24 protein-coding genes are annotated in these 24,161 nt (G+C 62.5%); 15 read left to right on the top strand and 9 right to left on the bottom strand.

All coding sequences use genetic code 11. The annotated features are described in order from the left end of the window. Positions 1 to 43: 43 nt before the first annotated feature. From CVS27_RS19445 to CVS27_RS19460, 4 genes are all read right to left on the bottom strand, one after another. The gene (locus tag CVS27_RS19445; protein WP_103467501.1) at positions 44 to 1,552 is read right to left on the bottom strand and encodes a sodium/solute symporter; all 1,509 of its coding nucleotides are present in this window, start codon (positions 1,550 to 1,552) and stop codon (positions 44 to 46) included. Next, complete coding sequence (locus CVS27_RS19450) at positions 1,549 to 1,941, bottom strand: hypothetical protein (RefSeq protein ID WP_103467502.1); 393 nt, start codon at positions 1,939 to 1,941, stop codon at positions 1,549 to 1,551. The genes CVS27_RS19445 and CVS27_RS19450 overlap by 4 nt, the downstream gene beginning before the upstream one ends. Beyond that, positions 1,938 to 2,663, bottom strand: coding sequence for a LytR/AlgR family response regulator transcription factor (locus tag CVS27_RS19455; RefSeq protein WP_103467503.1), 726 nt, complete (start codon positions 2,661 to 2,663; stop codon positions 1,938 to 1,940). Before CVS27_RS19455 ends, CVS27_RS19450 begins: the two co-directional genes overlap by 4 nt. 66 nt (positions 2,664 to 2,729) lie before the next feature. Then, positions 2,730 to 3,950, bottom strand: a complete 1,221-nt coding sequence (locus CVS27_RS19460) for a GAF domain-containing sensor histidine kinase (protein ID WP_370739537.1) — start codon at positions 3,948 to 3,950, stop codon at positions 2,730 to 2,732. A gap of 189 nt (positions 3,951 to 4,139) precedes the next feature. Here CVS27_RS19460 and CVS27_RS19465 point away from each other — a divergent pair, with 189 nt between their 5' ends. Continuing rightward, positions 4,140 to 4,514 carry a DUF485 domain-containing protein gene (locus CVS27_RS19465; protein ID WP_103467523.1) on the top strand — a complete coding sequence of 125 codons (375 nt, stop codon included), beginning with the start codon at positions 4,140 to 4,142 and terminating at the stop codon, positions 4,512 to 4,514. A 39-nt stretch (positions 4,515 to 4,553) separates the two neighbouring features. Further along, entirely contained in the window at positions 4,554 to 6,170 is a 1,617-nt protein-coding gene (locus CVS27_RS19470; RefSeq protein WP_103467524.1) for a monocarboxylic acid transporter, read from the top strand. A gap of 162 nt (positions 6,171 to 6,332) precedes the next feature. On the opposite strand, the gene CVS27_RS19475 is transcribed toward CVS27_RS19470, so the two are convergent. From CVS27_RS19475 to CVS27_RS19485, 3 genes are all read right to left on the bottom strand, one after another. Continuing rightward, a complete protein-coding gene (locus CVS27_RS19475; protein ID WP_103467505.1) occupies positions 6,333 to 7,085 on the bottom strand; it encodes a hypothetical protein in 753 nt (250 codons plus the stop codon). Between the two features lie 2 nt (positions 7,086 to 7,087). Continuing rightward, on the bottom strand, positions 7,088 to 7,492 hold the full coding sequence (locus tag CVS27_RS19480) for a DUF4383 domain-containing protein (protein WP_103467506.1): 405 nt from the start codon (positions 7,490 to 7,492) through the stop codon (positions 7,088 to 7,090). 123 nt (positions 7,493 to 7,615) lie between these two features. Then, positions 7,616 to 8,086 (bottom strand): Lrp/AsnC family transcriptional regulator, encoded by a 471-nt coding sequence (locus CVS27_RS19485; protein ID WP_103467507.1) that lies wholly within the window; start codon positions 8,084 to 8,086, stop codon positions 7,616 to 7,618. Positions 8,087 to 8,275: 189 nt separating this feature from the next. Between CVS27_RS19485 and pdhA the strand changes: the two genes are divergently transcribed. The 4 genes from pdhA to CVS27_RS19505 all read left to right on the top strand — a co-directional run bounded on the left by pdhA (position 8,276) and on the right by CVS27_RS19505 (position 12,295). Beyond that, the gene (gene pdhA / locus CVS27_RS19490) at positions 8,276 to 9,418 is read left to right on the top strand and encodes a pyruvate dehydrogenase (acetyl-transferring) E1 component subunit alpha (RefSeq protein WP_243400287.1); all 1,143 of its coding nucleotides are present in this window, start codon (positions 8,276 to 8,278) and stop codon (positions 9,416 to 9,418) included. Beyond that, a complete protein-coding gene (locus CVS27_RS19495; RefSeq protein ID WP_103467509.1) occupies positions 9,415 to 10,425 on the top strand; it encodes an alpha-ketoacid dehydrogenase subunit beta in 1,011 nt (336 codons plus the stop codon). The genes pdhA and CVS27_RS19495 overlap by 4 nt, the downstream gene beginning before the upstream one ends. A 2-nt stretch (positions 10,426 to 10,427) precedes the next feature. Then, positions 10,428 to 11,819 carry a dihydrolipoamide acetyltransferase family protein gene (locus tag CVS27_RS19500; protein ID WP_103467510.1) on the top strand — a complete coding sequence of 464 codons (1,392 nt, stop codon included), beginning with the start codon at positions 10,428 to 10,430 and terminating at the stop codon, positions 11,817 to 11,819. A 107-nt stretch (positions 11,820 to 11,926) separates the two neighbouring features. Next, positions 11,927 to 12,295 (top strand): SPW repeat protein, encoded by a 369-nt coding sequence (locus tag CVS27_RS19505; protein WP_103467511.1) that lies wholly within the window; start codon positions 11,927 to 11,929, stop codon positions 12,293 to 12,295. Between the two features lie 88 nt (positions 12,296 to 12,383). Here CVS27_RS19505 and CVS27_RS19510 read toward each other — a convergent pair whose 3' ends face one another. Then, positions 12,384 to 13,055: a hypothetical protein gene (locus CVS27_RS19510; protein WP_103467512.1), complete on the bottom strand. Its 672-nt coding sequence runs from the start codon at positions 13,053 to 13,055 to the stop codon at positions 12,384 to 12,386. Positions 13,056 to 13,347: 292 nt separating this feature from the next. Between CVS27_RS19510 and CVS27_RS19515 the strand changes: the two genes are divergently transcribed. Continuing rightward, the gene (locus CVS27_RS19515) at positions 13,348 to 14,103 is read left to right on the top strand and encodes a response regulator transcription factor (protein ID WP_103467513.1); all 756 of its coding nucleotides are present in this window, start codon (positions 13,348 to 13,350) and stop codon (positions 14,101 to 14,103) included. 166 nt (positions 14,104 to 14,269) lie between these two features. After that, positions 14,270 to 15,490: a sensor histidine kinase gene (locus CVS27_RS19520; protein WP_165788361.1), complete on the top strand. Its 1,221-nt coding sequence runs from the start codon at positions 14,270 to 14,272 to the stop codon at positions 15,488 to 15,490. Positions 15,491 to 15,504: 14 nt separating this feature from the next. Here the strand turns inward: CVS27_RS19520 and CVS27_RS19525 are convergent, their stop codons facing one another. Next, positions 15,505 to 16,116, bottom strand: a complete 612-nt coding sequence (locus tag CVS27_RS19525) for an SACE_7040 family transcriptional regulator (RefSeq protein ID WP_243400288.1) — start codon at positions 16,114 to 16,116, stop codon at positions 15,505 to 15,507. A gap of 93 nt (positions 16,117 to 16,209) precedes the next feature. Here CVS27_RS19525 and CVS27_RS19530 point away from each other — a divergent pair, with 93 nt between their 5' ends. From CVS27_RS19530 to CVS27_RS19560, 7 genes are read left to right on the top strand one after another with little or no spacing between them, the layout of a single operon-like run. Further along, positions 16,210 to 17,817, top strand: coding sequence for a carboxyl transferase domain-containing protein (locus tag CVS27_RS19530; protein ID WP_103467516.1), 1,608 nt, complete (start codon positions 16,210 to 16,212; stop codon positions 17,815 to 17,817). 7 nt (positions 17,818 to 17,824) lie between these two features. Continuing rightward, entirely contained in the window at positions 17,825 to 19,984 is a 2,160-nt protein-coding gene (locus CVS27_RS19535) for an acetyl/propionyl/methylcrotonyl-CoA carboxylase subunit alpha (protein ID WP_243400289.1), read from the top strand. Between the two features lies 1 nt (position 19,985). Beyond that, complete coding sequence (locus tag CVS27_RS19540) at positions 19,986 to 21,149, top strand: acyl-CoA dehydrogenase family protein (RefSeq protein WP_103467517.1); 1,164 nt, start codon at positions 19,986 to 19,988, stop codon at positions 21,147 to 21,149. A gap of 22 nt (positions 21,150 to 21,171) precedes the next feature. After that, positions 21,172 to 21,945, top strand: a complete 774-nt coding sequence (locus tag CVS27_RS19545; RefSeq protein WP_103467518.1) for a CoA transferase subunit A — start codon at positions 21,172 to 21,174, stop codon at positions 21,943 to 21,945. Positions 21,946 to 21,947: 2 nt separating this feature from the next. Continuing rightward, positions 21,948 to 22,601, top strand: coding sequence for a CoA transferase subunit B (locus CVS27_RS19550; protein WP_103467526.1), 654 nt, complete (start codon positions 21,948 to 21,950; stop codon positions 22,599 to 22,601). Continuing rightward, positions 22,598 to 23,107 carry a MaoC family dehydratase gene (locus tag CVS27_RS19555; protein ID WP_103467519.1) on the top strand — a complete coding sequence of 170 codons (510 nt, stop codon included), beginning with the start codon at positions 22,598 to 22,600 and terminating at the stop codon, positions 23,105 to 23,107. Before CVS27_RS19550 ends, CVS27_RS19555 begins: the two co-directional genes overlap by 4 nt. Positions 23,108 to 23,166: 59 nt before the next feature. Continuing rightward, positions 23,167 to 23,976: an HpcH/HpaI aldolase/citrate lyase family protein gene (locus tag CVS27_RS19560; protein WP_103467527.1), complete on the top strand. Its 810-nt coding sequence runs from the start codon at positions 23,167 to 23,169 to the stop codon at positions 23,974 to 23,976. The last annotated feature ends 185 nt before the right edge of the window (positions 23,977 to 24,161 follow it).

Genomic DNA, 24,161 nt, shown 5'->3' on the forward strand with positions numbered 1-24,161 from the left:
GCATTTTCGGCGTTTTCTGCGGGCCAGTTGTCGGTTGGGGGAGTCAGCTGCTTGAGGTGCGCGGGTTCTCCACGTCCAGCGGCCGCTCTGGCACATGAAGTTTGCTCATGAAGCGTGAAACCGTTGTGCTGCGCCGGTGTTGGGTGGCCCGTGACACCACCACCATGACCAGGAACGCTGTGGGTACGCTCCAGGCCGCGGGCTGGGTCAGGACGCTGCGCCATGGCGCATCGATAGGCAGCTGAGCCCCCACAATCATGGCCGTTGCGCACAGCACCCCACCGGTCAGCATGCCGGCAACGGCACCCGCATCCGTGAGACCACGCCACCAAATACCCAGCAGCAGCAAGGGGCAGATGGTTGAGGCCGTGAAGGCAAAGACCAGGCCCACACTGCCAGCCAGTGCCAGTGAATCCGTCACCATGGCCACGGCAAAAGGCACCACGGCGGCAAAAATGGCCGCAATCCTAAATCCCCGCACACTTCCGCCCAAGAAGTCCTGGCTGATGACGCCAGCCAGGGAAACCACCAACCCCGAGGTCGTGGAAAGGAACGCTGCAAAGGCGCCAGAGACCACCAACGCCGTCAAAAGGTCCCCGCCCAGGCCGCCAATCAACCTCCCCGGCAGGAGCAATACGGTGGCGTCGGGAGACCCCGTCGCGGCCAACTCGGGCAGGAACACCCTGCCCAAAACCCCATAGATGGTGGGGAAGAAGTAAAAAATGGAGAGCAGCCCCAAAACTATCAGCGTGGTGCGGCGGGCGGCTGCGCCGTCGGGGTTTGTGTAAAAACGCACCAACACATGCGGCAGGCCCAAGGTGCCCAAGAGCAAGGCAATCATGAGGGAAATGGTTCCGTAGGCTGAGTCAAGGCTGGGGGGATTCGACGGCGGGAAGAGTTCCGTACCGGCCGGAATAGTCGGCCCGGATTGCTGGCCAGTGACTCCGGATAGCATCAGGACAATGAAGATGGCCGGCACTGCAATGGCCGTGAGTTTGAGCCAGTACTGGAAGGCTTGCACAAACGTCATGGAGCGCATACCGCCGGTGGCCACTGTCAGACACACCACGACCACCACCGCGCCGGCGCCCACCCAGGACGGCAAACCGGTGGTGGTGCGAATGGTCAGCGCTGCACCGTGCAATTGCGGGACAATGTAAAACCAGCCCACGGCAACCACCAGCAAACTGGTGACATGGCGGGCGGTGGAGGATTCCAGCCTGGCTTGGGCGAAATCCGGGACGGTGTAGGCGCCGGAGCGGCGCAGGGGAGCGGCCACGAAGAACAGCAACATCAGGTAACCGGCTGTGTAGCCAATGGGGAACCAGAGGGCGTCCAGCCCGGAGATGACGATGAGCCCGGCTATGCCCAGGAAACTTGCGGCGGAGAGATACTCCCCGCCGATCGCCGAGGCATTCCACCACGGGCGCACAGTGCGTGAAGCAACATAGAAGTCGCTGGTGGTTCTTGATACTCGCAGACCGTAGAACCCGATCAGCGCTGTACTGACTGAGACCAAGATGAGTGCGGAATAGCCAATGGCTGGATTCACTTCTCATCCACCAAATCGCGGTACCGGTCTTCATTCTTGGTGGCAGCCCGGATGTAAAGCCACGCGCAGGTGCCAATCAGTGGGTACACGCCCACGGCCAGGATGAGCCAGGGGGCGGGGATGCCCAGAACGCGCCAGTCGGTGAACGTTGGCAACCAGAGCACCAATGCCCAGCAGAGCAGGAGGGCGGCCACGAACCCAGCCGCCACCACCAAAGCTAGCCGCAATTGGGAACGGATCAACGAGCGCACCATGACCTCGCCCACTGCCGTTTGCTCTGCCACTTCCTGAGAGACGCTGGTGCCGGAGGGGATGTGGTGGGCCAGCGTGCGCGGCGCGGAAACCCTGACACGGCCCTGGGCTGGTGGGCGGAGCGGTTGCACATTCATTGGCCGGGCCGCACGCGCGTTGCTTGCAAGTGTTCACGCAGAACTGGCACATGACGCCGGCTGACAGGCAATACATCATTGGCCACCGAGACCGTGGGCTTGGCAGCACCCAGCTTCAGGGCCGTCACAAATTGCATGCACACCAGGTATGACCTGTGAATTCGAAGGAACCCGGAATCTGCCCAGCGCTGTTCCAGGTCTGCCAGCGGAACACGGATCAAGTAGCTGGCCTCTGCCGTGTGCAGGCGTGCGTAGTCACCCTGGGCCTGAACAAATCGGACCTCATCGAGCCTGATGAGCCGGCTGACACCGCCCTGGTCCACGGTGATCATTTCCACCTCCTCGACGGGTGCGGGATGGGCCACCAGATCCACCACCCTGTCCACCGTGCGGGTGAGACGTTCCGTGCGCAGCGGTTTGAGGAGGTAGTCCACAGCTGCCAGTTCAAACGCTTCCAGAGCCCTGTCGTCGTCGGCCGTCACAAAGACCACTACCGGCGGGTTGCTGCGCCGGCCAATCACCTGGGCCAGCTCCAGACCCGACAATCCGGGCATGTGGATGTCCAGAAAAACAGCGTCAACGTCGTGGTGTTCCAGCAGTTCCAGTGCTTCGGCGCCGTTCATTGCCTTGTAGATCTTGCCAATGCGGGGGTCGCGATTCAGCAGGAAAGCCAGCTCATCCACAGCCGGCAGCTCGTCGTCAGCGACAAGAACGTTAATCATGGGCTAAGCCTAGCCGCCGAGGGGCCCCAGCCGAGCGAAGCGAGGAATGGGGGATGCGGTTGGGTATCAGGCGTCGTGCCCGGGCTGGTTCTTGGGCACCGTCATGGTGATCAGCATGCCGTGGCCAATGCCAGTGTCCACGGTCAGTCCATGCTCATCGCCGTAGACTTGCCGCAGCCGGGCATCAACATTGCGCAGACCCACGTGGGTGCCATCGTGCTGCCCGGCCAGCACCAGCCGCAGTTGCTCCGGGTCCATCCCCACGCCGTCGTCCTCGATGGTCACCTCGGTGAAGGCGCCAAGGTCCCTGGCGCAAATCTGCACCAGCCCCTTGCCCACCTTCGCCTCAAGGCCATGACGGACCGCGTTCTCCACCAGCGGCTGCAGGCTCAGGAAGGGAATCACGGTGCTGAGGACCTCCGGGGCAATTTGCAGACTCACCTGGAGTCTGTCGCCAAAACGGGCGTTTTCCAGCAGCAAGTACCTGTCGATGCAGCGCAGTTCCTCGGCAAGGGTAGTGAAATCCCCGTGCCGGCGGAACGAATACCGGGTGAAATCAGCGAACTCCACCACCAAGTCCCGGGCTCGTTGGGGATCGGTGTTGATGAAGGAGGCGATGGCGTTCAGTGAGTTGTAGATGAAATGCGGGCTGATTTGTGCCCGCAACGCCCGGACTTCGGCCTCTGCCAGTAGCGTGCGTGAGGAGCTGAGTTCGGCCAGTTCCAGCTGGGCCGACACCCAGGCCGCCACCTCATTGGTGGCACGGACCAGGCCTGCCGTGGGTGTTTTGGACAATATGATCACGCAACCCACAGCCCGCGAGTCCACTGTCAACGGGCAAATAACGGCGGCCTTGAGATCAGAGTCTTCACGGGGCAGCCCCAGTGATTCACGCAGCGGCTGATCCAGCCTAGCCACTTGGGTGCGGCCATTGCTCAGGGCTTTTGCCACCAAGTCCATGACGACAGCGGAATCGGGCTGTTTTGCCGCGGATCCGGCACCGTCCCACGCCAGCAGGCGGGAGTCGTCCGTCATGGCAAATGCGGCGCAATTGAGCAGCGAGCGCAGCTGTTTGCTGGCTTTCAAGGCCCCTGCAGGTTCCAGACCGTTCCGCAGCTGGGCACCTGCGGCGGCGGCTGAATGCAGTGCGGCAAACGTTGCGTGCTCGGCTTCGGTGCCCAGCTCCCTGTGCGAACGAGAGAGACGGAATCCTAGTGCGGCCACAATGGCGATGGCGGCGATCACCACCGCAATTGCGGTGATGAGCAGCAGCGTTGACTCACTCAGCACAGGAGATGACATGGACTAAAGACTAGCTTCTCTCGGCTTCCGAAGCCTTTATGGGGTGGGGAAGTCTGTTGAAACTGCCGTTGGGCGCAGCAGTCATGCCGTTCACCGCGGAGGCCACCAAAGCCCTCGGAAATGTGACCCGTTGCACTCCATAGTGAAAGGGATCACATCACTCAAGGAGGAATGATGGGTAATTCTGCCCACGCAAGTAACGAGTTTCCGGTGGACTTCATAGCCGAGCAGAACTCGGAGGAGTTCAAGGCGCTCAAGAAGTCCCACCGAAGCTTTGTTTTCCCCGTTGCCATTGGTTTTTTGGTTTGGTACTTCGCCTACGTCCTGCTGGCTGCCTACGCCCATGACTTCATGTCCATCAAAGTCTGGGACAACATCAACATTGGCTTGATTCTGGGCCTGCTGCAGTTCGTCACCACTTTCGGCATCACCACTTGGTATGTCACTTACGCCAACCGCAAACTCGATCCCCAGGCGGCAGTGATTCGCCAACGGCTGGAAGCACAGATCGAGTCAGCCAACCAGCCCAAAGAAAAGGAAGAGGTCTAAGCCGTGAGCCTGTCCTCCACGCTTCACAGCGTTGCCCCGCTGGCCCAGTCGCTCAGCGACCAGACCAAGGAAAACTCGTGGATCAACATCTTGATCTTCGTTGGATTCGTGGCTGTCACCATGATTGTGGTGTTCCGGGCCAGCCGAAACAACAACACGGCCGCTGACTACTACGCGGCCGGCCGCTCCTTCTCCGGCGGGCAGAACGGTACAGCCATTGCTGGCGACTACCTTTCCGCTGCCTCCTTCTTGGGCATCACCGGCGCCATCGCCGTCAACGGCTACGACGGCTTCCTGTACTCGATCGGCTTCCTGGTGGCGTGGCTGGTGGCCCTGCTCCTGGTGGCCGAACTCCTGCGCAATACAGGCAAGTTCACCATGGCGGACGTGCTCTCCTTCCGCCTGAAGCAGCGCCCCGTTCGCATCGCGGCAGCCACCACCACGTTGGTAGTGTGCTTCTTCTACCTGCTGGCCCAGATGGCCGGCGCCGGCGGGCTCGTCTCGCTGCTCCTCGGACTGGACAGCAGCAACAAAGCCGGGCAGAACGTGGTCATCGCTGTTGTAGGCGTCCTGATGATTGTCTATGTATTAATCGGTGGCATGAAGGGCACCACATGGGTGCAGATCATCAAGGCGTTCCTGCTCATTATTGGTGCCGGCATCATGACGATCATTGTGCTGGCCATGCACGGCTTCAACCTCTCAACCCTGATGGAAGCCGCCGTTCAGACCTCCATTGCCGAGGGCGGTGCCGGGGAGGCGCTACTCAACCCAGGCGCCCAGTACGGTAAAGCTCCGCTGGACTTCATCTCCTTGGCACTGGCACTGGTGTTGGGAACGGCGGCCCTGCCGCACGTGCTCATGCGCTTCTACACAGTTCCCACGGCCAAGGAAGCCCGCAAGTCTGTGGTGTGGGCAATATGGCTCATCGGCGGCTTCTACGTCTTCACGCTGGTACTTGGTTATGGTGCCGGCGCCTTGATCGGCAAGGAAGCCATCCTGGCAGCACCCGGCGGCGTCAATGCAGCCGCACCGCTGCTGGCCTTCGTGATCGGCGGACCGCTGCTACTTGGGTTTATCTCAGCCGTGGCATTCGCCACGATCCTGGCCGTGGTTGCCGGACTAACCATCACCGCGGCGGCATCCTTTGCCCATGACATTTACTCCAACGTCATCGTCAAGGGCGAGCCCAAGCCGGAGATGGAAGTCAAGGTTGCCCGCCGCACAGTCATTGTCATCGGTGTGGTGGCAATAGGCGGCGGCATTTTGGCCAACGGCCAGAACATCGCCTTCCTGGTGGCCCTGGCATTCGCCGTGGCAGCCTCGGCCAACCTGCCCACCATTGTCTACTCGCTGTTCTGGAAGAAGTTCACCACCCAGGGCGCACTGTGGAGCATGTACGGCGGACTCGCCTCAGCCATCATCTTGATCGCATTCTCGCCAGTGGTTTCCGGCAGCCCCAAGGCCATGATCCCCGGCGCCGACTTCGCCTGGTTCCCGCTGGCCAACCCGGGCATCGTCTCCATCCCGCTGGCATTCTTCCTGGGCTGGTTGGGCACGGTACTGGATAAGAACACCGAGGATCCGCGCATCCAGGCGGAGATGGATGTCCGGTCACTGACGGGTGTTGGTGCCGAGAAGGCGTCCGACCACTAGTCCCCACGCCCTCCCGAAGCGCAGCCGCTGGCGCGTCTGCGCTTCGGGTCCCTCGGGCGCGGGGGCCCAGCAGCTCCTCCCCAGCAAGAGGCCCCGTCCTTTCGTCACTTACGACGAAACGACGGGGCCTCTTGCGTGCAGCCACACGGGGGCTCGTGGATGCTAGTGGTGGTGGTCTTGATTCTTCAGCTGCTCAATATTGCTGGGAACCGAAGGGCTGTCAGGGGTGTCGCTGTGTCCGGAGTGGGGGACGGCGAGTTCACCGGCCGTGGAGGCTGCCATTCCCACTGTAGTTAGGGCGGCGACCAAGACTGAGGCTGCGAAAAGCGTGCCAACCACTGCCGCCGCTGTTGGTTCCGTCCGGGTTCTGGGTTCCTGCCGCAGGGCCGCGTTCCGCCGCCAGCCAAGGACGGCTATGACGGACAATTCCAAAGCCAGCAGTGAAGCCAAGGTGATGTCAAAGGTTCGGCTGGCTTCAGGCATCCGCCACACACCCAGCAGCAGTCCGGTCAGGTGGAATAGGGCGGCTATCGAGACAACGAGCCGCAGCGTGTCCGCTCGCCTCATGGTGCCGCTTCTGAAGGAAACGAAGCCGTATGTCAGTGCCCCCAGTCCGTAAACAGCCGAGGCGATGCCTGCCGCCCACTGCCACGGTGCGGTGGCCAGCAATCCGCGTCCTGCCTCGGTGCTGGCGGCTTCCCCGCTGATTGTTTCCCCGCCCATGCCCGGAAGCAAGCTTGATGCTGCAGCGCTCGCCAACGCGGCGATGCCCAGCAGTGCCAAACTTGTATAAAGCGAAGAAAGTTCAGTGCCCGTCCGGGTGCTGCCCTCAAGCCGTCGCCGGCCGCTGGGTAGAACCCTGGCGGGACCCCGCCCGGCAACGGGCGGGGCTCCCAGATGCTGGGCGGTTGTCATGCTCAGGCGATTCGTGCTGCGACGGCGCGGTCCTGGGAGAGACCAACTGCCAGCAGAACAAATGCGCTGCCCAGGTGAAGGACGTTGCCAGCGCCGTTGAGGGCAATGATGTTCAACGCGGTTCCGGGAAGGAACAACCCGACGATTCCCACCAGCAGATAAACGGCTCCCACAGTGGAGTTCATGGCCTTGGCGGCACGGACATTTGAGAGCCCGGCCAGCAGCAGTGCTGCACCGATGGCCAGGTGGATGATGTTGTGCAGGGGGTTGACCTCAAAGACGATCACGTTCCTGCCCTCAGTGGCGAAGAAGCCGATCCCGCTGGTCACGAAGAAACCCCAGATGCCGACTACGAGGTAAACGGCGCCGAAAACGGTGGCCAGCAATCTGTTCGGTGAAGTGCGCATGATGATTAGTCCTTTTCCTGACGACGAAGAAAGTATTTTCTTACGTCCTGTCCCGAGAGGGCTCCCTACGAACCCATGACAGTAGTTCGGAGTGTGCAGGATTGCGGATTGGGTGCAGGGGAACTATTTTCCCAGTTCCCTTTGCAGCAGGGGAGTAAGCCGGAAAGGAACCAGCTCATTCATGGCCAGGGAAGTTTCCGTGCGTTCCACGCCGTCGCACGCCAAGATCTTTCCATTGATCCGGAAAAGGTCCTCCGCACCCTTGGATACCACGCGCACCAGCAAATCTTCCCGCCCGCTGAGGCCGTGCACCTCCACGACTTCGGGAATGGAGGCCAGGGATGAGGCCAGATCGCCCAACTTTTGTTGCTGCACATGCACAGAAATAAAGGCAGTCAAGGGGTACCCCAAGGCTGCCGTGCTGACCCGGTGGTCAAAGTTCAAAAAGGCGTTCCGCTTCTCCAGGGATGCCAAGCGGGCCTGGACAGTATTGCGCGACAAACCAAGGGTGGCGGCCATTGCCACCACTGTTTGGCGCGGATCCGCCACCATGGCCAAAAGTATGCGGGCGTCTGTTCCGTCTAAAGTATGCATAATGCGCAGGTTAGCACGATCGCACCAGCGTAAACAGGGCATAATGATCAGGTTTCGAAAAGGACATTGCGCCACCTGACCTCCGTGAGTAGGGTCACAGTGAGGGTAGTAATGGCGCTGCCCCACCGCGCGCGAACAATTTTTCAGGCGGTTTGTGAGCCTGCAAAAAATCTAGGGAGGCGAACCACCGTGCTGGATACTTCGGCAAACACCGGGTCACCAACAGATTCAGTGATTCACCAACTCATAACGGCAACCGGCACCCGAGTTCCGGATGAGGTCCTCGCCCCGTTCGCGGCCGGCGTCGATAATGAACAATTACTCAAGCTGTACCAAGACATGGTGGTCATCAGGCGCATCGACTTTGAGGCCACGGCCCTGCAACGTCAGGGTCAGCTGGCCCTGTGGCCACCCATGCTAGGCCAGGAAGCGGCCCAAATTGGCTCAGTCCGGGCCTTGGTGGCTGAGGACTTCATCTTCCCCACGTACCGTGAAAACGGTGTTGCCTACTGCCGTGGCGCCAACCTTACCGGGATCATGAGCACCTGGCGTGGCAGCGCCAACACCGGCTGGGACCCCCATGAAATTAACATGGCCACGCCCCAAATCATTATTGGTGCACAAACGCTGCACGCCACCGGGTATGCCATGGGCCTGACCATGGAGGGCAAGGAATCACTGGCCATCGCCTACTTGGGAGACGGCGCAACCAGTCAGGGAGACGTCCACGAGGCCATGGTTTTTGCCGCCAGTTTCCAGGCACCGGTGATCTTCTTCTGCCAAAACAACCACTGGGCCATCTCAGAACCCGTGGGTCTGCAAGCCCATGTTCCCCTTGCTGGCCGCGCACCCGGCTACGGCATCCCCAGCCTGCGCGTCGACGGCAACGACGTCCTGGCCGTCCTCGCCGCAACGCAGTGGGCAGCAGCGCGTGCCCGCAGTGGCGGCGGACCCAGTTTCATCGAGGCCGTCACCTACCGTATGGGCCCCCACACCACAGCCGATGACCCCACCCGCTACCGGGAGACGTCCGAATTGGAGGAGTGGCGCGGCAAGGATCCCATCGCCCGGGTGCGCGCACTCCTGACCAACAATGGAACGCTCGACGCCGGCGCTGAAGCCGAGGTTGCAGCTAAGGCCGACGCCGTGGCCGCCGAACTACGAGCAGGCTGCATAGGCATGCCAGATCCGGAACCAATGACACTTTTTGACAACGTTTATACCGGTGAGCACGCCATCCTGGACCGCCAGCGCGATCACTACTCACGGTATCTGGGCGGCTTTGCCGGGGCCCCTGCAGGCAACTCCAGCGCGGAAGGAAAACTGTCATGAGCACTCTTACACTGACCCAAGCCATCAACGCCGGACTGCGCAGGGCCATGGACGACGACCCGAAAGTGGTCCTTCTGGGCGAGGATATTGGCACATTAGGCGGCGTTTTCCGGGTAACCGACGGCCTGATGAAAGACTTTGGCTCCCACCGGGTCATCGACACCCCGCTGGCAGAAAGCGCCATCATTGGTACTGCCGTGGGGCTGGCCTACAAGGGTTTCCGGCCAGTGTGCGAGATCCAGTTCGACGGCTTCATCTACCCCGGCTTTGACCAAATCGTCTCCCAGGTAGCCAAGTTGCACATGCGCACCCATGGACAGGTGCGGATGCCGTTGACCATTCGCGTCCCCTTTGGTGGGGGCATCGGGTCCCCGGAACACCACTCCGAATCGCCTGAAGCCTATTTTGTGCACACCTCTGGGCTGCGCGTTGTCAGCGCCTCCAACCCGCAGGACGCCTACACACTGCTGCGCCAGGCCATTGCCAGCGATGACCCCGTGCTGTTCTTTGAACCCAAACGCCGCTACCACAGCAAAGGCGACGTGGACCTGGACGCGGACCTGGCACTGGCCCCCGCCATGGGCGCCGCCCGCGTGGTTTCCTCTGGCACCGACGTCACCCTGGTGACCTACGGCCCGCTGGTTGCGACGGCCTTGGACGCCGCCCGTGCCGCGGCCGACGACGGCATCTCCGTCGAGGTGATCGACCTGCGTTCCCTTTCGCCCATCGACTACGGCCCGCTGGAGGAATCCGTGCGCCGCACCGGACGCCTTGTCATCACGCATGAGGCCTCCGAAACTCTGGGCCTTGGCGCCGAAATTGCTGCAGCCATGACCGAGCGCTGCTTCAATTACCTTGAGGCGGCCCCCGTGCGGATCACCGGATTCGATATCCCGTACCCGCCGTCCAAGCTTGAAAAGCACCATCTGCCCGATCTTGACCGCATGCTCGACGGCGTGGACCGCGCCTTGGGCCGTCCCAACTCCCTCACGGGGCTGGAAGGATGACAATGATTGCTGAATTCAAGCTTCCAGACCTGGGCGAAGGTCTCACCGAATCCGAGATCGTCAGCTGGCACGTGGCCGTTGGCGACACCGTAACCCTCAACCAAGTCCTCGGTGAAGTGGAAACGGCCAAGGCCGTGGTGGAACTGCCCTCGCCTTACGCCGGCGTTGTCACGGCCATTACCCACGAACCCGGCACCATGGTTGAAGTGGGCGAGGTGATCATCGCCTTCGACGTGGCGGGGCCAGCAATCGGCGCGGGCGAAAGACGCGATAGGGCCCCGGGAGCGGCTTCGGGCGCCGGCGAAGCGGGCGGGGGGCCTATCGCGACTGGAGCTGGCGCCGAGCCTGACGCAGCCGCCGCGCCGAAGCGGGTTCCTACGCTGGTGGGGTACGGGGCCGATCCGGAGTCGTCCAAGCGGCCCACCCGGCGGGCGCGGGTGTTCGGCACCGCCGCAGCGGTTACAGCCGGGGCCTCCGGCGCCCGCGTCCAGGGGGATAGGCCCAGGTCCACTCCTCCTGTGCGGAAGTTGGCGCGGGACTTGGGCATTGAGCTTGCCTCGCTGGTGGGTTCGGGGGAGCGGGGGCTGATCACCCGTGAGGACGTCCTCGCCTTCGCCGGGGACCATGCCAACGGATCCGGCGCAGCGGTGGAGGCGCCGGCGTCGTACACGCCCCAGGGTGGAATTACAGATGCGCGGGAGGTGCGCACACCCATCAAGGGGGTCCGCAAGTTCATGGCGGCGGCGATGGTGGAGAGCGCCTTCACAGCGCCGCACGTCACCGAATTCCTGACCATTGACGTCACCGCCGGCATGGACTTCCTGGATAAGTTGCGCGGCTTGAAGGAGTTTGCCGGGCTGAAGGTGACGCCGTTGACTCTGGCGGCGAAGGCTGTGAGCCTGGCGGTGGCACGGCATTCGGCGCTGAACACGCACTGGGATGCGGCAAACCAGGAAGTGGTGGCGTACAACTACCTCAACCTTGGCATTGCCGCAGCCACGCCACGGGGGCTGCTGGTGCCCAACATCAAAGACGCACACGAGTTGGGGCTGCGCGGGTTGGCTGTTGCCTTGGGTGAACTGGCGGAGACTGCCAGGGCTGGGAAAACGCCGCCCGCGGATCTGGCCGGCGGCACCTTCTCCGTCACCAACATTGGCGTTTTTGGCATTGATGCCGGGACGCCCATCCTGAATCCGGGTGAGGCGGGCATTTTGGCCCTGGGGGCCGTGCGCCGGACACCGTGGGAATACCAGGGGGAAATTGCGCTTCGACAGGTCATGACACTGAGTTTGTCCTTTGACCACAGGCTGGTCGACGGCGCACAAGGCTCACGTTTCCTGGCTGATGTGGGTGCCATGATGGCCGATCCGGCCATGGGGCTGGTGATGGGTTGAACTGCGCCCCGAATGAAACATGATTGCTATGGATACGCGGCGGGAGCGGACGTATATTTGTAAGTGACCCCCACGTTGGGAGCCAACTCTAGAGGAGGTTGGTATCGATGAAGAGGTGGAATCGCTGGCAGGACTACGTTGTAGTGGCGGCCGGTCTTTACGCTGCATTGTCTACAATGTGGACGTCGCAGCAGAACAGTTCCATGGTCATGATGATTGGTTGCGGCGTACTGCTGATGGCTACGGGCGTTTGGAACCTCATGAGCCCCGGGCAGCCCGTGGCCGAATGGGTTCAGATTGTCCTTGGCGCGTTGCTGTTTGTCTCCCCCTGGGTGGCAGGCTACACAGCACATTCGGCAGCAACATGGACGTCTTGGATCGCCGGAGGCGTGGCTGTGATTGCGGCAGTCATGGCGCTGCAGCCCAGCATGCATGAGCACGCTGAGGGCCATCACGGAGGCATGGCAGCGCACTAAGTTTCTTGCCAACTCATCGTGAACAAGAAGCGCCGGGTTCCCGGCGCTTTTTGCGTGCGGGGAGTTCATTGAGTGCTCCCGGTATGCCTCAGCCTGCCGCAGCCACGACGGCAGCAGGCGCCCTTTCCCGGTTTCTGACGAAGCCGAGGCGAAGGCTGATCACAGCAATCCACAGTATGACCAGCAGGAACGGCCAGAGGAAGTAGTCCTCGTTCTCGGGAAGGCCGGTTGCCGCAAGAACAGCAATGCTCGTGACGCCGATCGCCATGCCGGCCCAGCTCAGCACCCGTCCCAGCGTGCGCGTCTGCAGCGCCGCGGCGGAGGCGAACAGCACAAACACTCCCAATGTCAGAAGTTGCACCAAGTGTCCGGCTCCATCCACGCCGACTAGGGCTCGGGCGAGTTCCGGTGGGATGTCGTCCCGGAGGACGAACACATCAATCACAATCGCCATGGAAGTGAGATTGGCCATGATCGCGGCGATCCCTCCCACGAGAGCCGTCGTCGCAAGCCACCCGGCGTGCCGCAGCTGCGAGCACAAGTAGCCAACGAACACTATGAAGGCCATCTGCGCCAAAACCAACACAGCAAACGCCGCATTGGCCCACGGATTCTGGGCGATTCTCTGTTGCTCATCCAGAATCAGTTGTCCGGGGGATCCCGAACCGGTGGCACCCTCACCTACCAACGCGCTGCCAACGTTGGCCAGCGCCACGTAGGCCACTCCGCTAAACGCTCCGAATCTATCCATGGCCTTCATGGCTATTCCCTTCCAGTGCATGCTGCCCCGCGCGTGTTTCCAAACGCTGACGTCGATCGGCCCCTGTACGCGGCCATACGTGTCGCGTACTTGAGAATCCGCTGCATGATGTCTCCTTTCATGGAGTTGATAGCTATCAGTGTTGATCACAGGAGGACTGCAGCGCGTCTACCCACGGTCGCCATTCCGCTGTACATCAGCAGGGTGATGCCGCGCGGTCACCAGCTACGTCGCAGGGCGTAGCCACGGTCGGTCCACTCGATGAGGTTGACCATGGCTTTTCAGCGTCAGAATGGATACTGTCCACTCATGGAAGACATGCGAAGCCGCGGGCGGTGCCGCGTTGACGGCCGGTGAGTCGGATGGACGCTTGCGAGTTGTCCTTGTCGACGACGAAGCCCTGATCAGGGCGGGACTTGCCCTGCTGTTGGAATCTGAGCCCGACATGGTCGTTGTCGGGGAGGCTGGCGACGGCCGCGCAGGTGTGGAAATGGTCGCGGGACTTCAGCCCGATGTCGTGGTGATGGATGTTCGCATGCCCGTCATGGACGGCGTGATGGCGACCCGTATTCTCACGTCCGAAGAGTTCAATGCTGGGGGCCGGGAGGCGATACCGGTGCTGATACTCACCACCTTCAACGACGATGTTGCAGTCCACGCCGCCCTCCGTGCCGGAGCATCTGGCTTCATCCTTAAGAACTCGGCGCCGCGCACCCTGGCATCAGCCATCCGCGCCCTTGCCGAGGGAGCGGGCTGGCTTGACCCGAACGTCACCCACAAGCTCCTCGAAGAATTTTCCAACAGACCGGAGCCCTTTCTCCCCACCCCTGCAGAGTTGGACATGCTGACACACCGTGAACGGGAAGTGCTCGCCGCGATTGCTCGCGGAATGAACAACGCCGACGTCGCCGGAAAGCTATTTATGAGCGAGGCGACCGTGAAAACGCACGTGCACCGTATTCTCATGAAACTTGGAGTCGCGGACCGCGCGCAGGCTGTCGCGGCGGCGTACCGGTTGGGCCTGGTCAAGCCGGACGGGCGGGGGTGAACACATTCCTGTCTGGGAGGCTGTCTCCGATTACTACCGCGGTCCCTACTGAACCCGCAGATGTATGCCATTGCCATGCGGAGGATGGATGACGGGCTCCTGTGCGCGGGCGCAGACTAGAGATACAGACAAAACCTTTTTCTGGCAACCCGTTGTGAGGTGGGCCATGGTCCGAAAGTATCCGACCATCAAGGGTGTACGCCATGGTCCGGCGGCGCTGCATCGGTCATCTGGCTTCAACAGGGCCGATTACACAGTCATCGCATTGGCATTCTGCATCGAGCTGGCCAGCTTTCTTCCTGCTACCTCTGGTTCGCTCTCGGGAGCCCTCGCCGTGGCAGCTGTCGTTTACGTGGCGGGCGGATTTGTACCCCTCCTGTGGCGGCATCGCGCCCCGTTGATGGTTTTTGCCGGGCTTTTGCTGCATCAAGTGATCTTCGAGTTCTTCTTCACTCCGAACTATTTCAATTTCTCGGAAATTTTCCTCGTCCCGTACATGCCCGTAGTGGCAGTCCTGCTGGCGCTGTCCGCGGTGGCATCTGACAGGTCGCTGCGGCAGTCCCTGGCTGCCTGCGTCGCGGCAGTGGCCCTTCCTGTCCTGACTGGGTCACGCGGCAGGCCCTTTGATCAAGATCTCTGGTTCATCGCTACGGCAGCTGTGTATATCGGAGGGGCCTGGGCCTTCGGCCGTTTTGTTGCTCGAAACCGTCTTCGCATTAGTTCTTTGGAGGAAGAGCAACGAAAGGCCGAAGTCGCGATAGCCCACGAACGCGCCCATGTCGCCGCGGAACTGCATGATATCGTCTCCCATGCCGTGACCGTGATGATGCTGCACGCCGCCGGTGGACGCAAAGTCATAGATTCCGATCCCCAACGTGCCGCCCAAGCCCTGGATGTCATCGAGGCCGTTGGCACTGAGGCGACGGCGGAACTTGCCCGTCTTTTGAAACTGATGAAGCCTCGCGGTGAGACGGCAAACGACGAACAGCAAAGCCCGCTGCCGACCCTAGGCGACCTTGATTGGCTGCTTGAGCCTGTCCGGTTGGCGGGGGTGCACGTAGATGTAAAGGCAACGGGGCAGGCCAGGAAACTTGACCCCAGCGTAGGTCACGCGGCTTACCGGGTGGTGCAGGAGTCGCTGACGAACATCACCAAGCACGCCGGATCTGGAACGAGTGCGCTCATAGAGCTTCAGTGGGAACCTCACGCGCTCACTCTCAACATTTTCGACGACGGAGCCGGAAAGCCCGAAAGCCCTCATGACGGCAGTCCGGGTTATGGGCTCATCGGGCTAAAGGAGAGAGTGGAAATCGCCGGGGGGAGTATCAAATGGGGGCCGAGAGACAGTGGGTTTTTCCTGCGCGCCAGCCTTCCTTTGTCGCCTTAGCCCGCGGGGTACGGTCAGGAACCAGTCAGCGCTGCCCAAGCCATGGATTCGAGCACTGTCCTTGCCGTTGACGGTGCCGTTGGCCCGTCCGCACTGCGCCCGTGAACGCGCAGGCTGTGTGGTGTGGAGTTGATGAGGCCAAAAACGGCTTGGGCTTGCAACCGGCACACAGCATCCTTGCGTTCTGGGTACATTGTGCCCAGCACCTGGACCCACAACTCCACGTAGGCGCGCTGCAGGGACCGCACTTGGAGGCGGTCGGCGTCGCTGAGTGAATCGAGGTCCCGGTCCTGGACACGGATCACATCCGGCTGGCTCAGGGCAAAGTCAACGTGGAAGGCAACCAGGGCGCGCAGGGAGGCTTCGGCGTCGGGCGTGGAAGCAAGCACGGCCTGCCCTCCCGCCAGCAAGTCTTCGCTAATACCAATCAGCAGCGCACCGAGCAACGCCTGCTTCCCGCTGAAGTGCCTGTACACGGCGGGCCCACTCACTCCCGCAGCTGCCCCCAAATCCTCAATGGACACGCCGCTGAAACCACGCTGGGCAAACAAGGTGGCGGCGGATTTGAGCAGCACTGAGCGGCGGTTGGCCTTGGCCTGAATGCGACTGGTGGTTGCTTGCTCCATCAGATTCCTTCCTGTGCTGGACATCACAGAATTGACGGACTAACCTGAAACTCAGTTAGTGATTATTAACTAAGTGTAGCGGATGAGGGGTCGATGGAGACTTTGCAGAGCGGGGTGGAGCCGGCGGGGGAGACCTTCGCCCGCAACGATGCCCAGCAGCGGGAATTGGTGGCACAGCTGCGCCAACTGCTGCGTGAGACTGCTCGCGGCGGCCCCGAAAAATCACGCGAACGCCATCTATCCCGCGGCAAGCTGCTGCCGCGCGAGCGGGTTGACCAGCTGCTGGATGAGGGCAGCCCCTTCCTTGAGGTGGCGCCGCTTGCTGCGCACGGCATGTACGACGGCGCGTCCCCCGGGGCGGGTGTCATCGCCGGGATCGGGCTGGTGCAGGGCCGCCACGTCATGATCGTCTGCAATGACGCCACGGTCAAGGGCGGCACCTACTACCCGCTCACGGTGAAGAAACACCTGCGGGCACAGGAAATTGCCTTGGAGAACCGGTTGCCGTGCATTTATCTGGTGGACTCCGGGGGCGCCTTCCTGCCCAAGCAGGACGAGGTGTTTCCGGACAAGGAGCACTTTGGCCGGATCTTCTTCAATCAGGCGCAAATGTCGGCGCGGAAAATTCCGCAGATTGCCGCCGTTCTGGGCTCCTGCACGGCCGGCGGGGCCTATATGCCGGCCATGAGCGATGAAACCGTCATAGTGCGCAACCAAGGCACGATCTTTCTGGGCGGGCCGCCGCTGGTGAAGGCCGCCATCGGCGAGATTGTCACTGCCGAGGAACTCGGTGGCGGTGAGGTCCACGCAGGCATTTCCGGGGTGGTGGACCATTTGGCGGAGAATGACCAGCACGCCCTGGCCATAGTGCGCGACATTGTGGACACCCTCCCGCCCAACCCGGCTCCGGCCTGGGCTGTGGGTGAGAGCCGGGCTCCGGAAGCTGACCCGGCGGAGCTGTATGGGGTGGTGCCCACCGACCTGAACACTCCCTACGACATTCGCGAGGTCATTGCCCGGCTGGTCGACGGCAGCAAGTTCCACGAGTTCAAGAAGAGCTACGGCACCACGCTAGTCACCGGCTTTGCCACCCTGCACGGCCATCCTGTGGGCATCGTTGCCAACAACGGTGTCCTATTCAGCGAATCGGCGCTGAAGGGCGCCCACTTCATTGAACTGTGCGATCAACGCGGCATCCCGCTGATTTTCCTGCAGAATCTCAACGGCTTCATGGTGGGCAAGGACTACGAACACGGCGGCATCGCCAAGCACGGCGCAAAAATGGTGACGGCCGTTGCCACCGCCAGGGTCCCCAAACTGACGGTGATTGTGGGCGGCTCCTTTGGCGCAGGCAACTACTCCATGTGCGGGCGCGCCTACAGCCCGCGCTTCCTGTGGATGTGGCCGGCCGCCCGCATCTCCGTCATGGGTGGCAACCAAGCCGCATCTGTACTGGCCACGGTAAAACGCGAGCAACACGAACAGCGCGGGGACAACTGGGCGGCCGAGGATGAGAAAGCGTTCAAGGCCCCCATCCTGGCCCAGTACGAGGACCAGGGCAGCCCCTACTATTCCACCGCCCGACTGTGGGACGACGGCGTCATTGACCCCGCCGACACCCGCACGATACTTGGCCTGGCCCTTGATGTGTGCGCCCGGATCCCGCTGCCGGAAACCTCCTTCGGCCTCTTCAGAATGTGAGTCCCTTGTGACACCTCTCTTTGATACAGTCCTGGTGGCCAACCGCGGAGAAATTGCCTGCCGCGTGATCCGTTCCCTGCGCAGCCTGGGCATCCGCTCGGTGGCTGTTTATTCCGAGCCCGACGCCGGAGCCCGCCACGTGCGCGAGGCCGACGCCGCCCTGTGCATCGGGCCCGCAGCGGCGTCGGAAAGCTACCTGAACATCGACGCCGTCGTGGCTGCGTGCCGCGCATCCGGCGCCCAGGCAGTCCACCCCGGCTATGGGTTCCTGTCCGAGAACCTGGCGTTTGCGCAGGCGCTCGCAGCGGCCGGCGTCACGTTCATCGGCCCCAACGTTGAAGCTTTGAACGTGATGGGCGACAAAATCCGCTCCAAAAACCATGTCTCCGCCGCAGGTGTTCCCGTGGTGCCGGGGATTTCCAAGCCCGGGCTCACGGATGCTGAGCTGATTGCTGCTGCGGAGCGGATTGGCTATCCGCTGCTCATCAAACCTTCGGCTGGCGGCGGCGGCAAGGGCATGCACAGCGTGTTCAGCCACGAGGATCTGCCCGCAGCTCTGGCCACCGCCCGCCGGGTTGCGGCCAGCGCGTTTGGTGATGACACCTTGTTCCTGGAGCGTCTGGTGGCCAATCCCCGGCACATTGAGGTGCAAATTCTCGCGGACACCTTCGGCAACGTGGTGCACCTGGGCGAGCGCGAGTGTTCCCTGCAGCGCCGCCACCAAAAGGTTATTGAGGAAGCGCCGTCGCCCCTGCTGGAATCCCTGGACGACGGCGGTGCCACGCGAGACCGCATCGGCGCCGCGGCCTGCGCTGCGGCTGCCAGTGTGAACTACACAGGGGCCGGCACCGTGGAGTTTTTAGTCTCGGATGACCGTCCGGACGAATTCTTCTTCATGGAGATGAACACCCGCCTGCAGGTGGAACACCCGGTGACCGAAATGGTGGCCCGGGTGGAGGGGGAGCCCCTGGACTTGGTGGCCTGGCAGCTGCGCATAGCCGCCGGGGAGCGGCTCACCTTCACCCAGGAGTCAGTGACACTTGTGGGCCATGCCGTGGAGGCAAGGATCTACGCCGAAAACCCCGCCCAGGGATTCCTGCCGTCGGCCGGGACTGTGGCAGCACTGGATGAATCTGTCGCTTTGCGGGACGGGGTTCGCGTTGACAGCTCCCTGCTGCCCGGACTGGAGATTTTATCAAACTACGATCCCATGCTCTCCAAGGTCATCGCGTGGGGTACGGACAGAGCCCAGGCACTTGACCGCCTGGATGCCGCCTTGCGGGACTATGTGGTGTTGGGGGTGTCCACCAACGTGGAGTATCTGCGCCTGCTCCTGGCAGACCCTGACGTCCGGGCCGGGCGCCTCGACACCACCTTGATCGAGCGGAAACTGCCGGACATGGCCTTCCGGGCCCTAGACGCCAGCGACTACGCCGCCGCGGCCCTGTTTGTCCGTATTCCGGAGGCCCCGGCTGCGGACCGGCATTCCCTCGGCGGCTATCCGACGCGTCGGCCGCGGGCGGCCTTTGGCGTCTCCTTTACGCCGACTACGGAAACGCCGGCTCCTCCGCCGGGGCGTCCGCCGGGAGGTCCATGGGGCCGCGGCGACGGGTGGCGGCTGGGCGATCCGGCACCGTGGCGCATGGCCTTCGCCGGCCCCGGGCGCACAGGGGTGGTGACGGTCAGCGGCAGCCAGAGCGGCGGCGGCACTGATGGGTCCGGCGTCGTACATGTCAGTGGACTGGGAGAGCAGCCGCAGGAGGTGCGCGGCGACGAACGCGACTACCAGCTGGCCACGGACGGCCATGAGGTGTTTCTAGGCAGCGGCGGGTGGGGTGCGGCCATGGAACTGCTGGACCGCGATCAGGCCGTGGCACGCATGCTGGCCAGCCTGGAACGTGAGGACGCCGCAGCCGATCCGCACGTACGCAGCCCCATGCCCGGCACCGTGACTGTCCTGAACGTCAGTACTGGGGACCGGGTGGCGGCCGGCGCCGTGCTGCTCGGCGTGGAGGCCATGAAGATGGAACACCAGCTGGTGGCAGCCATCGCCGGCACAGCCCACATCAGTGTGGCCGTGGGGGCGCTGGTGAAAGCCAATCAAATTGTGGCCACAGTGATCCCCGACGAACCGCTTGCAACTACACCCAGCCCTGAAGGGGAATAACGTGCCAAATTTTGAGCTCAATGACGAGCACCAGGACCTCAGTGACATGGTCAGGGACTTCGCCGACAATGAGGTGGCCCCCGTGGCTGCCAAACACGACGAGGACCATTCCTTCCCCTATGAAGTGGTGGCCAAGATGGGGGAGCTGGGACTCTTTGGCCTGCCGTTCCCGGAAGAGTTCGGCGGCATGGGCGGGGACTACTTTGCCCTTGCCCTGGCTCTGGAGCAGCTGGGGAGGGTGGACCAGTCGGTGGCCATCACGCTCGAAGCTGGTGTTTCGCTCGGCGCCATGCCCGTCTACCGCTTCGGCACGCAGGCACAAAAGGAGCAATGGCTGCCATCGCTCACCACAGGGACGGCGCTCGCAGGCTTTGGTTTGACCGAGCCCGACGCCGGATCGGACGCCGGGGGCACGGCCACCAAGGCGCGCCTGGAGAACGGTGAATGGGTGATCGACGGCTCCAAGCAGTTCATCACCAACTCCGGCACGTCCATCACGAAGTTCGTCACAGTCACCGCCGTGACGGGCACCGCCGAGCGCAAGGACGGTTCGGTGAAGAAGGAAATTTCCACCATCCTAGTGCCCAATGGCACGCCGGGATTCACTGTGGAGAAGCCGTACAGCAAGGTGGGCTGGAATGCCTCGGACACCCACCCGCTGACGTTTGCCAATGCGCGGGTGCCGGAGGAGAACCTGCTGGGCGAGCGGGGCCGCGGCTACGCCAACTTCCTGTCCATTCTGGACGAGGGCAGGATCGCCATCGCGGCCCTTGCCACGGGCAGCGCCCAGGGCTGTGTTGACGAGGCCACCCGCTACGCCAAGGAGCGCAGCGCCTTTGGCCACAACATTGGCCACTACCAGGGCATCTCCTTCAAGATTGCCCGCATGCAGGCCCGCGCCCATCTGGCCCGGCTGGCCTATTACGACGCTGCTGCACGCATGCTTGCCGGCAAGCCCTTCAAGACGGAGGCCGCCATAGCTAAGATGACAGCAAGTGAGGCAGCCATGGACAACGCCCGGGATGCCACTCAAGTCTTTGGCGGCTACGGGTTCATCAACGAATTCCCCGTGGCCCGCCACTACCGGGATTCCAAAATCCTGGAGATCGGGGAAGGCACCACGGAAGTCCAGCTGATGCTCATCGCCCGGGAACTAGGTCTCTAAACTGCAGGAAAGGTAGCTTCCCATGATCAACAAAGTAGTTGCATCCCCGGCCGCGGCCATCCACGACATCCACAACGGTGCATCTCTGGCCGTGGGCGGTTTTGGGCTGTGCGGTATCCCGGTGGCACTCATCGCAGCCCTGCACAGTGCCGGGACGTCCGGGCTGGAAACCATCTCCAACAATTGCGGCGTGGACGACTGGGGTCTGGGCATCCTGCTCCGCGACGGTCGCATCCGGCGCACCATTTCCTCTTATGTGGGGGAGAACAAGGAGTTCGCCCGGCAATTTTTGGCCGGGGAACTGGAAGTTGAACTCACCCCGCAAGGCACGCTGGCCGAGAAGCTCCGGGCAGGCGGCGCCGGCATCCCGGCGTTCTACACTGCGGCCGGGGTGGGAACCCAAGTCAGCGAGGGTGGTTTGCCGCGCAAGTACGACGGCGCCGGCGGAGTCGCCATTGCTTCGCCACCCAAGGAGGTGCGCACCTTCAGGGACGCCGAGTTTGTCCTGGAGGAATCCCTGACCCCGGACTTCGCGCTGGTGCACGCGTGGAAGGGCGACCGCCACGGCAACCTGGCCTTCCATGCAACAGCCATGAACTTCAACCCGCTCTGCGCCATGGCAGGTCGCATCACCATCGCCGAGGTTGAGGAACTCGTGGAACCCGGCGAGCTGGACCCCGAACACGTGCACGTCCCCGGCATCTTCGTCCAACGCGTAGTCCACGTCCCGGCAGGCACCCCGGGCAGCGAGAAGCGCATCGAAAAACGGACCGTTTCAAGCGGACAGGAGGCATGACCATGGCACTTTCGCGCAATGAGCTCGCTGCCCGGGTGGCACAGGAACTTCACAACGGGCAGTACGTGAACTTGGGGATTGGCATGCCCACGCTGATACCGAACTTCATCCCTGCGGGAGTGGAGGTGGTGCTGCACTCGGAGAACGGGATACTGGGCACGGGCCCCTATCCTGCCGAAGCCGACGTCGACCCCGACCTGATCAATGCCGGCAAGGAGACAGTGACCGTGAACAAGGGGGCTGCCTTCTTCGACTCGGCGCTTTCTTTTGGGATGGTGCGCGGGGGGCACGTCGATGTGGCCGTGCTGGGTGCCATGCAGGTTGCCGAGAATGGCGACCTCGCCAACTGGATGATTCCGGGCAAGATGGTCAAGGGCATGGGTGGGGCCATGGATCTGGTGTTTGGAGCCAAGAAACTGATCGTCATGATGGAACACGTGGACAGGGACGGCAACCCAAAGATCCTGCGGGAGTGTACGCTGCCGTTGACAGGGAAACGCTGCGTTGACCTCATCGTCACCGATCTGGCCGTCATTGAGGTGACACCGGACGGGCTGGTGCTCAAGGAATTGGCACCCGAGGTCAGTGTGGCCGAGATTGTGGCGGCCACGGGTGCGCCACTGAATGTGGAGATGCATGATGTGGACAATGTATGAATGAGGGTCACGCAGGATTCCCGCGCGCACAAGCCCCGGCAGTGGTCACCCAGCGGGGGCTGTACTTTGAAGAACTTTCAGTCGGCACTGTTTACCAGCACAGGCCCGGGCGCACCATGACGGAAACGGACAACGTCCTTTTCACCACCATGACCATGAACACCCAGGGCCTGCACCTGGATGCGGCATGGAGCGCCGGGCAACCCTTTGGCCAGCGCCTCATGAACTCCATGTTCACCCTGGCCACCATGGTGGGCCAATCCGTGGCCCAGCTGACCCAGGGCACAATAGTGGCACAGCTGGGTATGAACGACATCTCTTTCCCACACCCGCTCTTCCATGGGGACACCCTGTACACGGAGACTGTGGTGACTGAAAAACGGCTCTCAGCCTCACGGCCCGGCCAAGGTATTGTGACAATGGAACACACCGGACGGAACCAATCCGGCGTCGTGGTCGGAATTGCCAGCAGGACAGCACTGTTCCTGCTGATGCCCACGCACTAGCCAGCCCCGGTGACAGCCTAGAGAAGGAGCCCACCATTTCCGTGCGCAAAGAATTCACCATGGGACCGGCGCTACTCTTCGCCCCGGCGGACAGGCCCGAGAGATTCGCCAAGGCCGCTGACCGGGCCGACGCCGTCATTCTGGACCTGGAAGATGCCGTGGCGCCCGCGGCCAAGGCCCATGCCCGCCAGAACCTGGCTACCAGCGGGCTGGACCCGGCAACCACCATGGTGCGCATCAATGCCCTGGATACGGAGGAAAGCCGGCTGGACTTGGCGGCCTTGGCACTGGGCAACTTCAACACCATCATGGTGGCCAAATCATCGCGTCCCGAAGCCATCGCTGCGCTCGCAGACTACAACGTGGTGGTCCTGTGTGAGACTGCCGCGGGCATTCTCGCGGCACCGGCACTGGCGGAACTGCCCAATGTTGTGGCCCTGATGTGGGGCGCGGAGGATCTGGTGGCTTCCTTGGGCGGGACATCCAGCCGCTTCGCGTCCGGGCCGCGCGCAGGGGCGTACCGGGCGGTGGCAACTCAGGCACGCTCTCAGCTGCTCCTTGCGGCGGGCGCTTTTGGAAAGGTTGCGATCGATTCCATTTACGCCGACTTTGCCGACCTGGACGGTCTGGCGGCTGAGTCAGAGGACGCGGTTGCCAGCGGCTTTGGTGCCAAGGCCTGCATCCACCCGTCCCAGGTTGCGGTGGTTCGTGCTGCCTACCGGCCCGATCCGGCGGACGTTGCCGCGGCGCAGGAACTTTTGGCTGCTGCCCGCGCCGCCGGAACCGGTGTTTTTGCCTTCAACGGCCAGATGGTGGACGGCCCCATTTTGCTGCACGCCCAGCAGACTCTGCGCCGCGCCGGCCTCTAACCCACCCAACACCCCGACGCTCGCTCACATAAGGGGCTTAAATACCGAACGCTCCTGCAGTAGTGGGGCTTAAATACCAAACGCTCCTGCACCAAAGTGTGAACTGGGCCCCGAAAGTTGGACTCGGTAAATTAGAGTCTACGCAGCCAGTGCCTGAGCCCGATATTCCATTGGGCTCAGGCACT

Source organism: Arthrobacter glacialis, assembly GCF_002909445.1.
GTDB lineage: Bacteria > Actinomycetota > Actinomycetes > Actinomycetales > Micrococcaceae > Specibacter > Specibacter glacialis.

Coding starts and splice junctions, on each gene's coding strand:
- CVS27_RS19450 (WP_103467502.1), bottom strand. CDS start 1,941: ATGAATGTGCAACCGCTCCGCCCACCAGCCCAGGGCCGTGTCAGGGTT.
- CVS27_RS19455 (WP_103467503.1), bottom strand. CDS start 2,663: ATGATTAACGTTCTTGTCGCTGACGACGAGCTGCCGGCTGTGGATGAG.
- CVS27_RS19465 (WP_103467523.1), top strand. CDS start 4,140: ATGGGTAATTCTGCCCACGCAAGTAACGAGTTTCCGGTGGACTTCATA.
- CVS27_RS19475 (WP_103467505.1), bottom strand. CDS start 7,085: ATGACAACCGCCCAGCATCTGGGAGCCCCGCCCGTTGCCGGGCGGGGT.
- CVS27_RS19480 (WP_103467506.1), bottom strand. CDS start 7,492: ATGCGCACTTCACCGAACAGATTGCTGGCCACCGTTTTCGGCGCCGTT.
- CVS27_RS19485 (WP_103467507.1), bottom strand. CDS start 8,086: ATGCATACTTTAGACGGAACAGACGCCCGCATACTTTTGGCCATGGTG.
- CVS27_RS19495 (WP_103467509.1), top strand. CDS start 9,415: ATGAGCACTCTTACACTGACCCAAGCCATCAACGCCGGACTGCGCAGG.
- CVS27_RS19500 (WP_103467510.1), top strand. CDS start 10,428: ATGATTGCTGAATTCAAGCTTCCAGACCTGGGCGAAGGTCTCACCGAA.
- CVS27_RS19505 (WP_103467511.1), top strand. CDS start 11,927: ATGAAGAGGTGGAATCGCTGGCAGGACTACGTTGTAGTGGCGGCCGGT.
- CVS27_RS19510 (WP_103467512.1), bottom strand. CDS start 13,055: ATGAAGGCCATGGATAGATTCGGAGCGTTTAGCGGAGTGGCCTACGTG.
- CVS27_RS19515 (WP_103467513.1), top strand. CDS start 13,348: ATGGATACTGTCCACTCATGGAAGACATGCGAAGCCGCGGGCGGTGCC.
- CVS27_RS19520 (WP_165788361.1), top strand. CDS start 14,270: ATGGTCCGAAAGTATCCGACCATCAAGGGTGTACGCCATGGTCCGGCG.
- CVS27_RS19525 (WP_243400288.1), bottom strand. CDS start 16,116: ATGGAGCAAGCAACCACCAGTCGCATTCAGGCCAAGGCCAACCGCCGC.
- CVS27_RS19530 (WP_103467516.1), top strand. CDS start 16,210: ATGGAGACTTTGCAGAGCGGGGTGGAGCCGGCGGGGGAGACCTTCGCC.
- CVS27_RS19545 (WP_103467518.1), top strand. CDS start 21,172: ATGATCAACAAAGTAGTTGCATCCCCGGCCGCGGCCATCCACGACATC.
- CVS27_RS19550 (WP_103467526.1), top strand. CDS start 21,948: ATGGCACTTTCGCGCAATGAGCTCGCTGCCCGGGTGGCACAGGAACTT.
- CVS27_RS19555 (WP_103467519.1), top strand. CDS start 22,598: ATGAATGAGGGTCACGCAGGATTCCCGCGCGCACAAGCCCCGGCAGTG.
- CVS27_RS19560 (WP_103467527.1), top strand. CDS start 23,167: ATGGGACCGGCGCTACTCTTCGCCCCGGCGGACAGGCCCGAGAGATTC.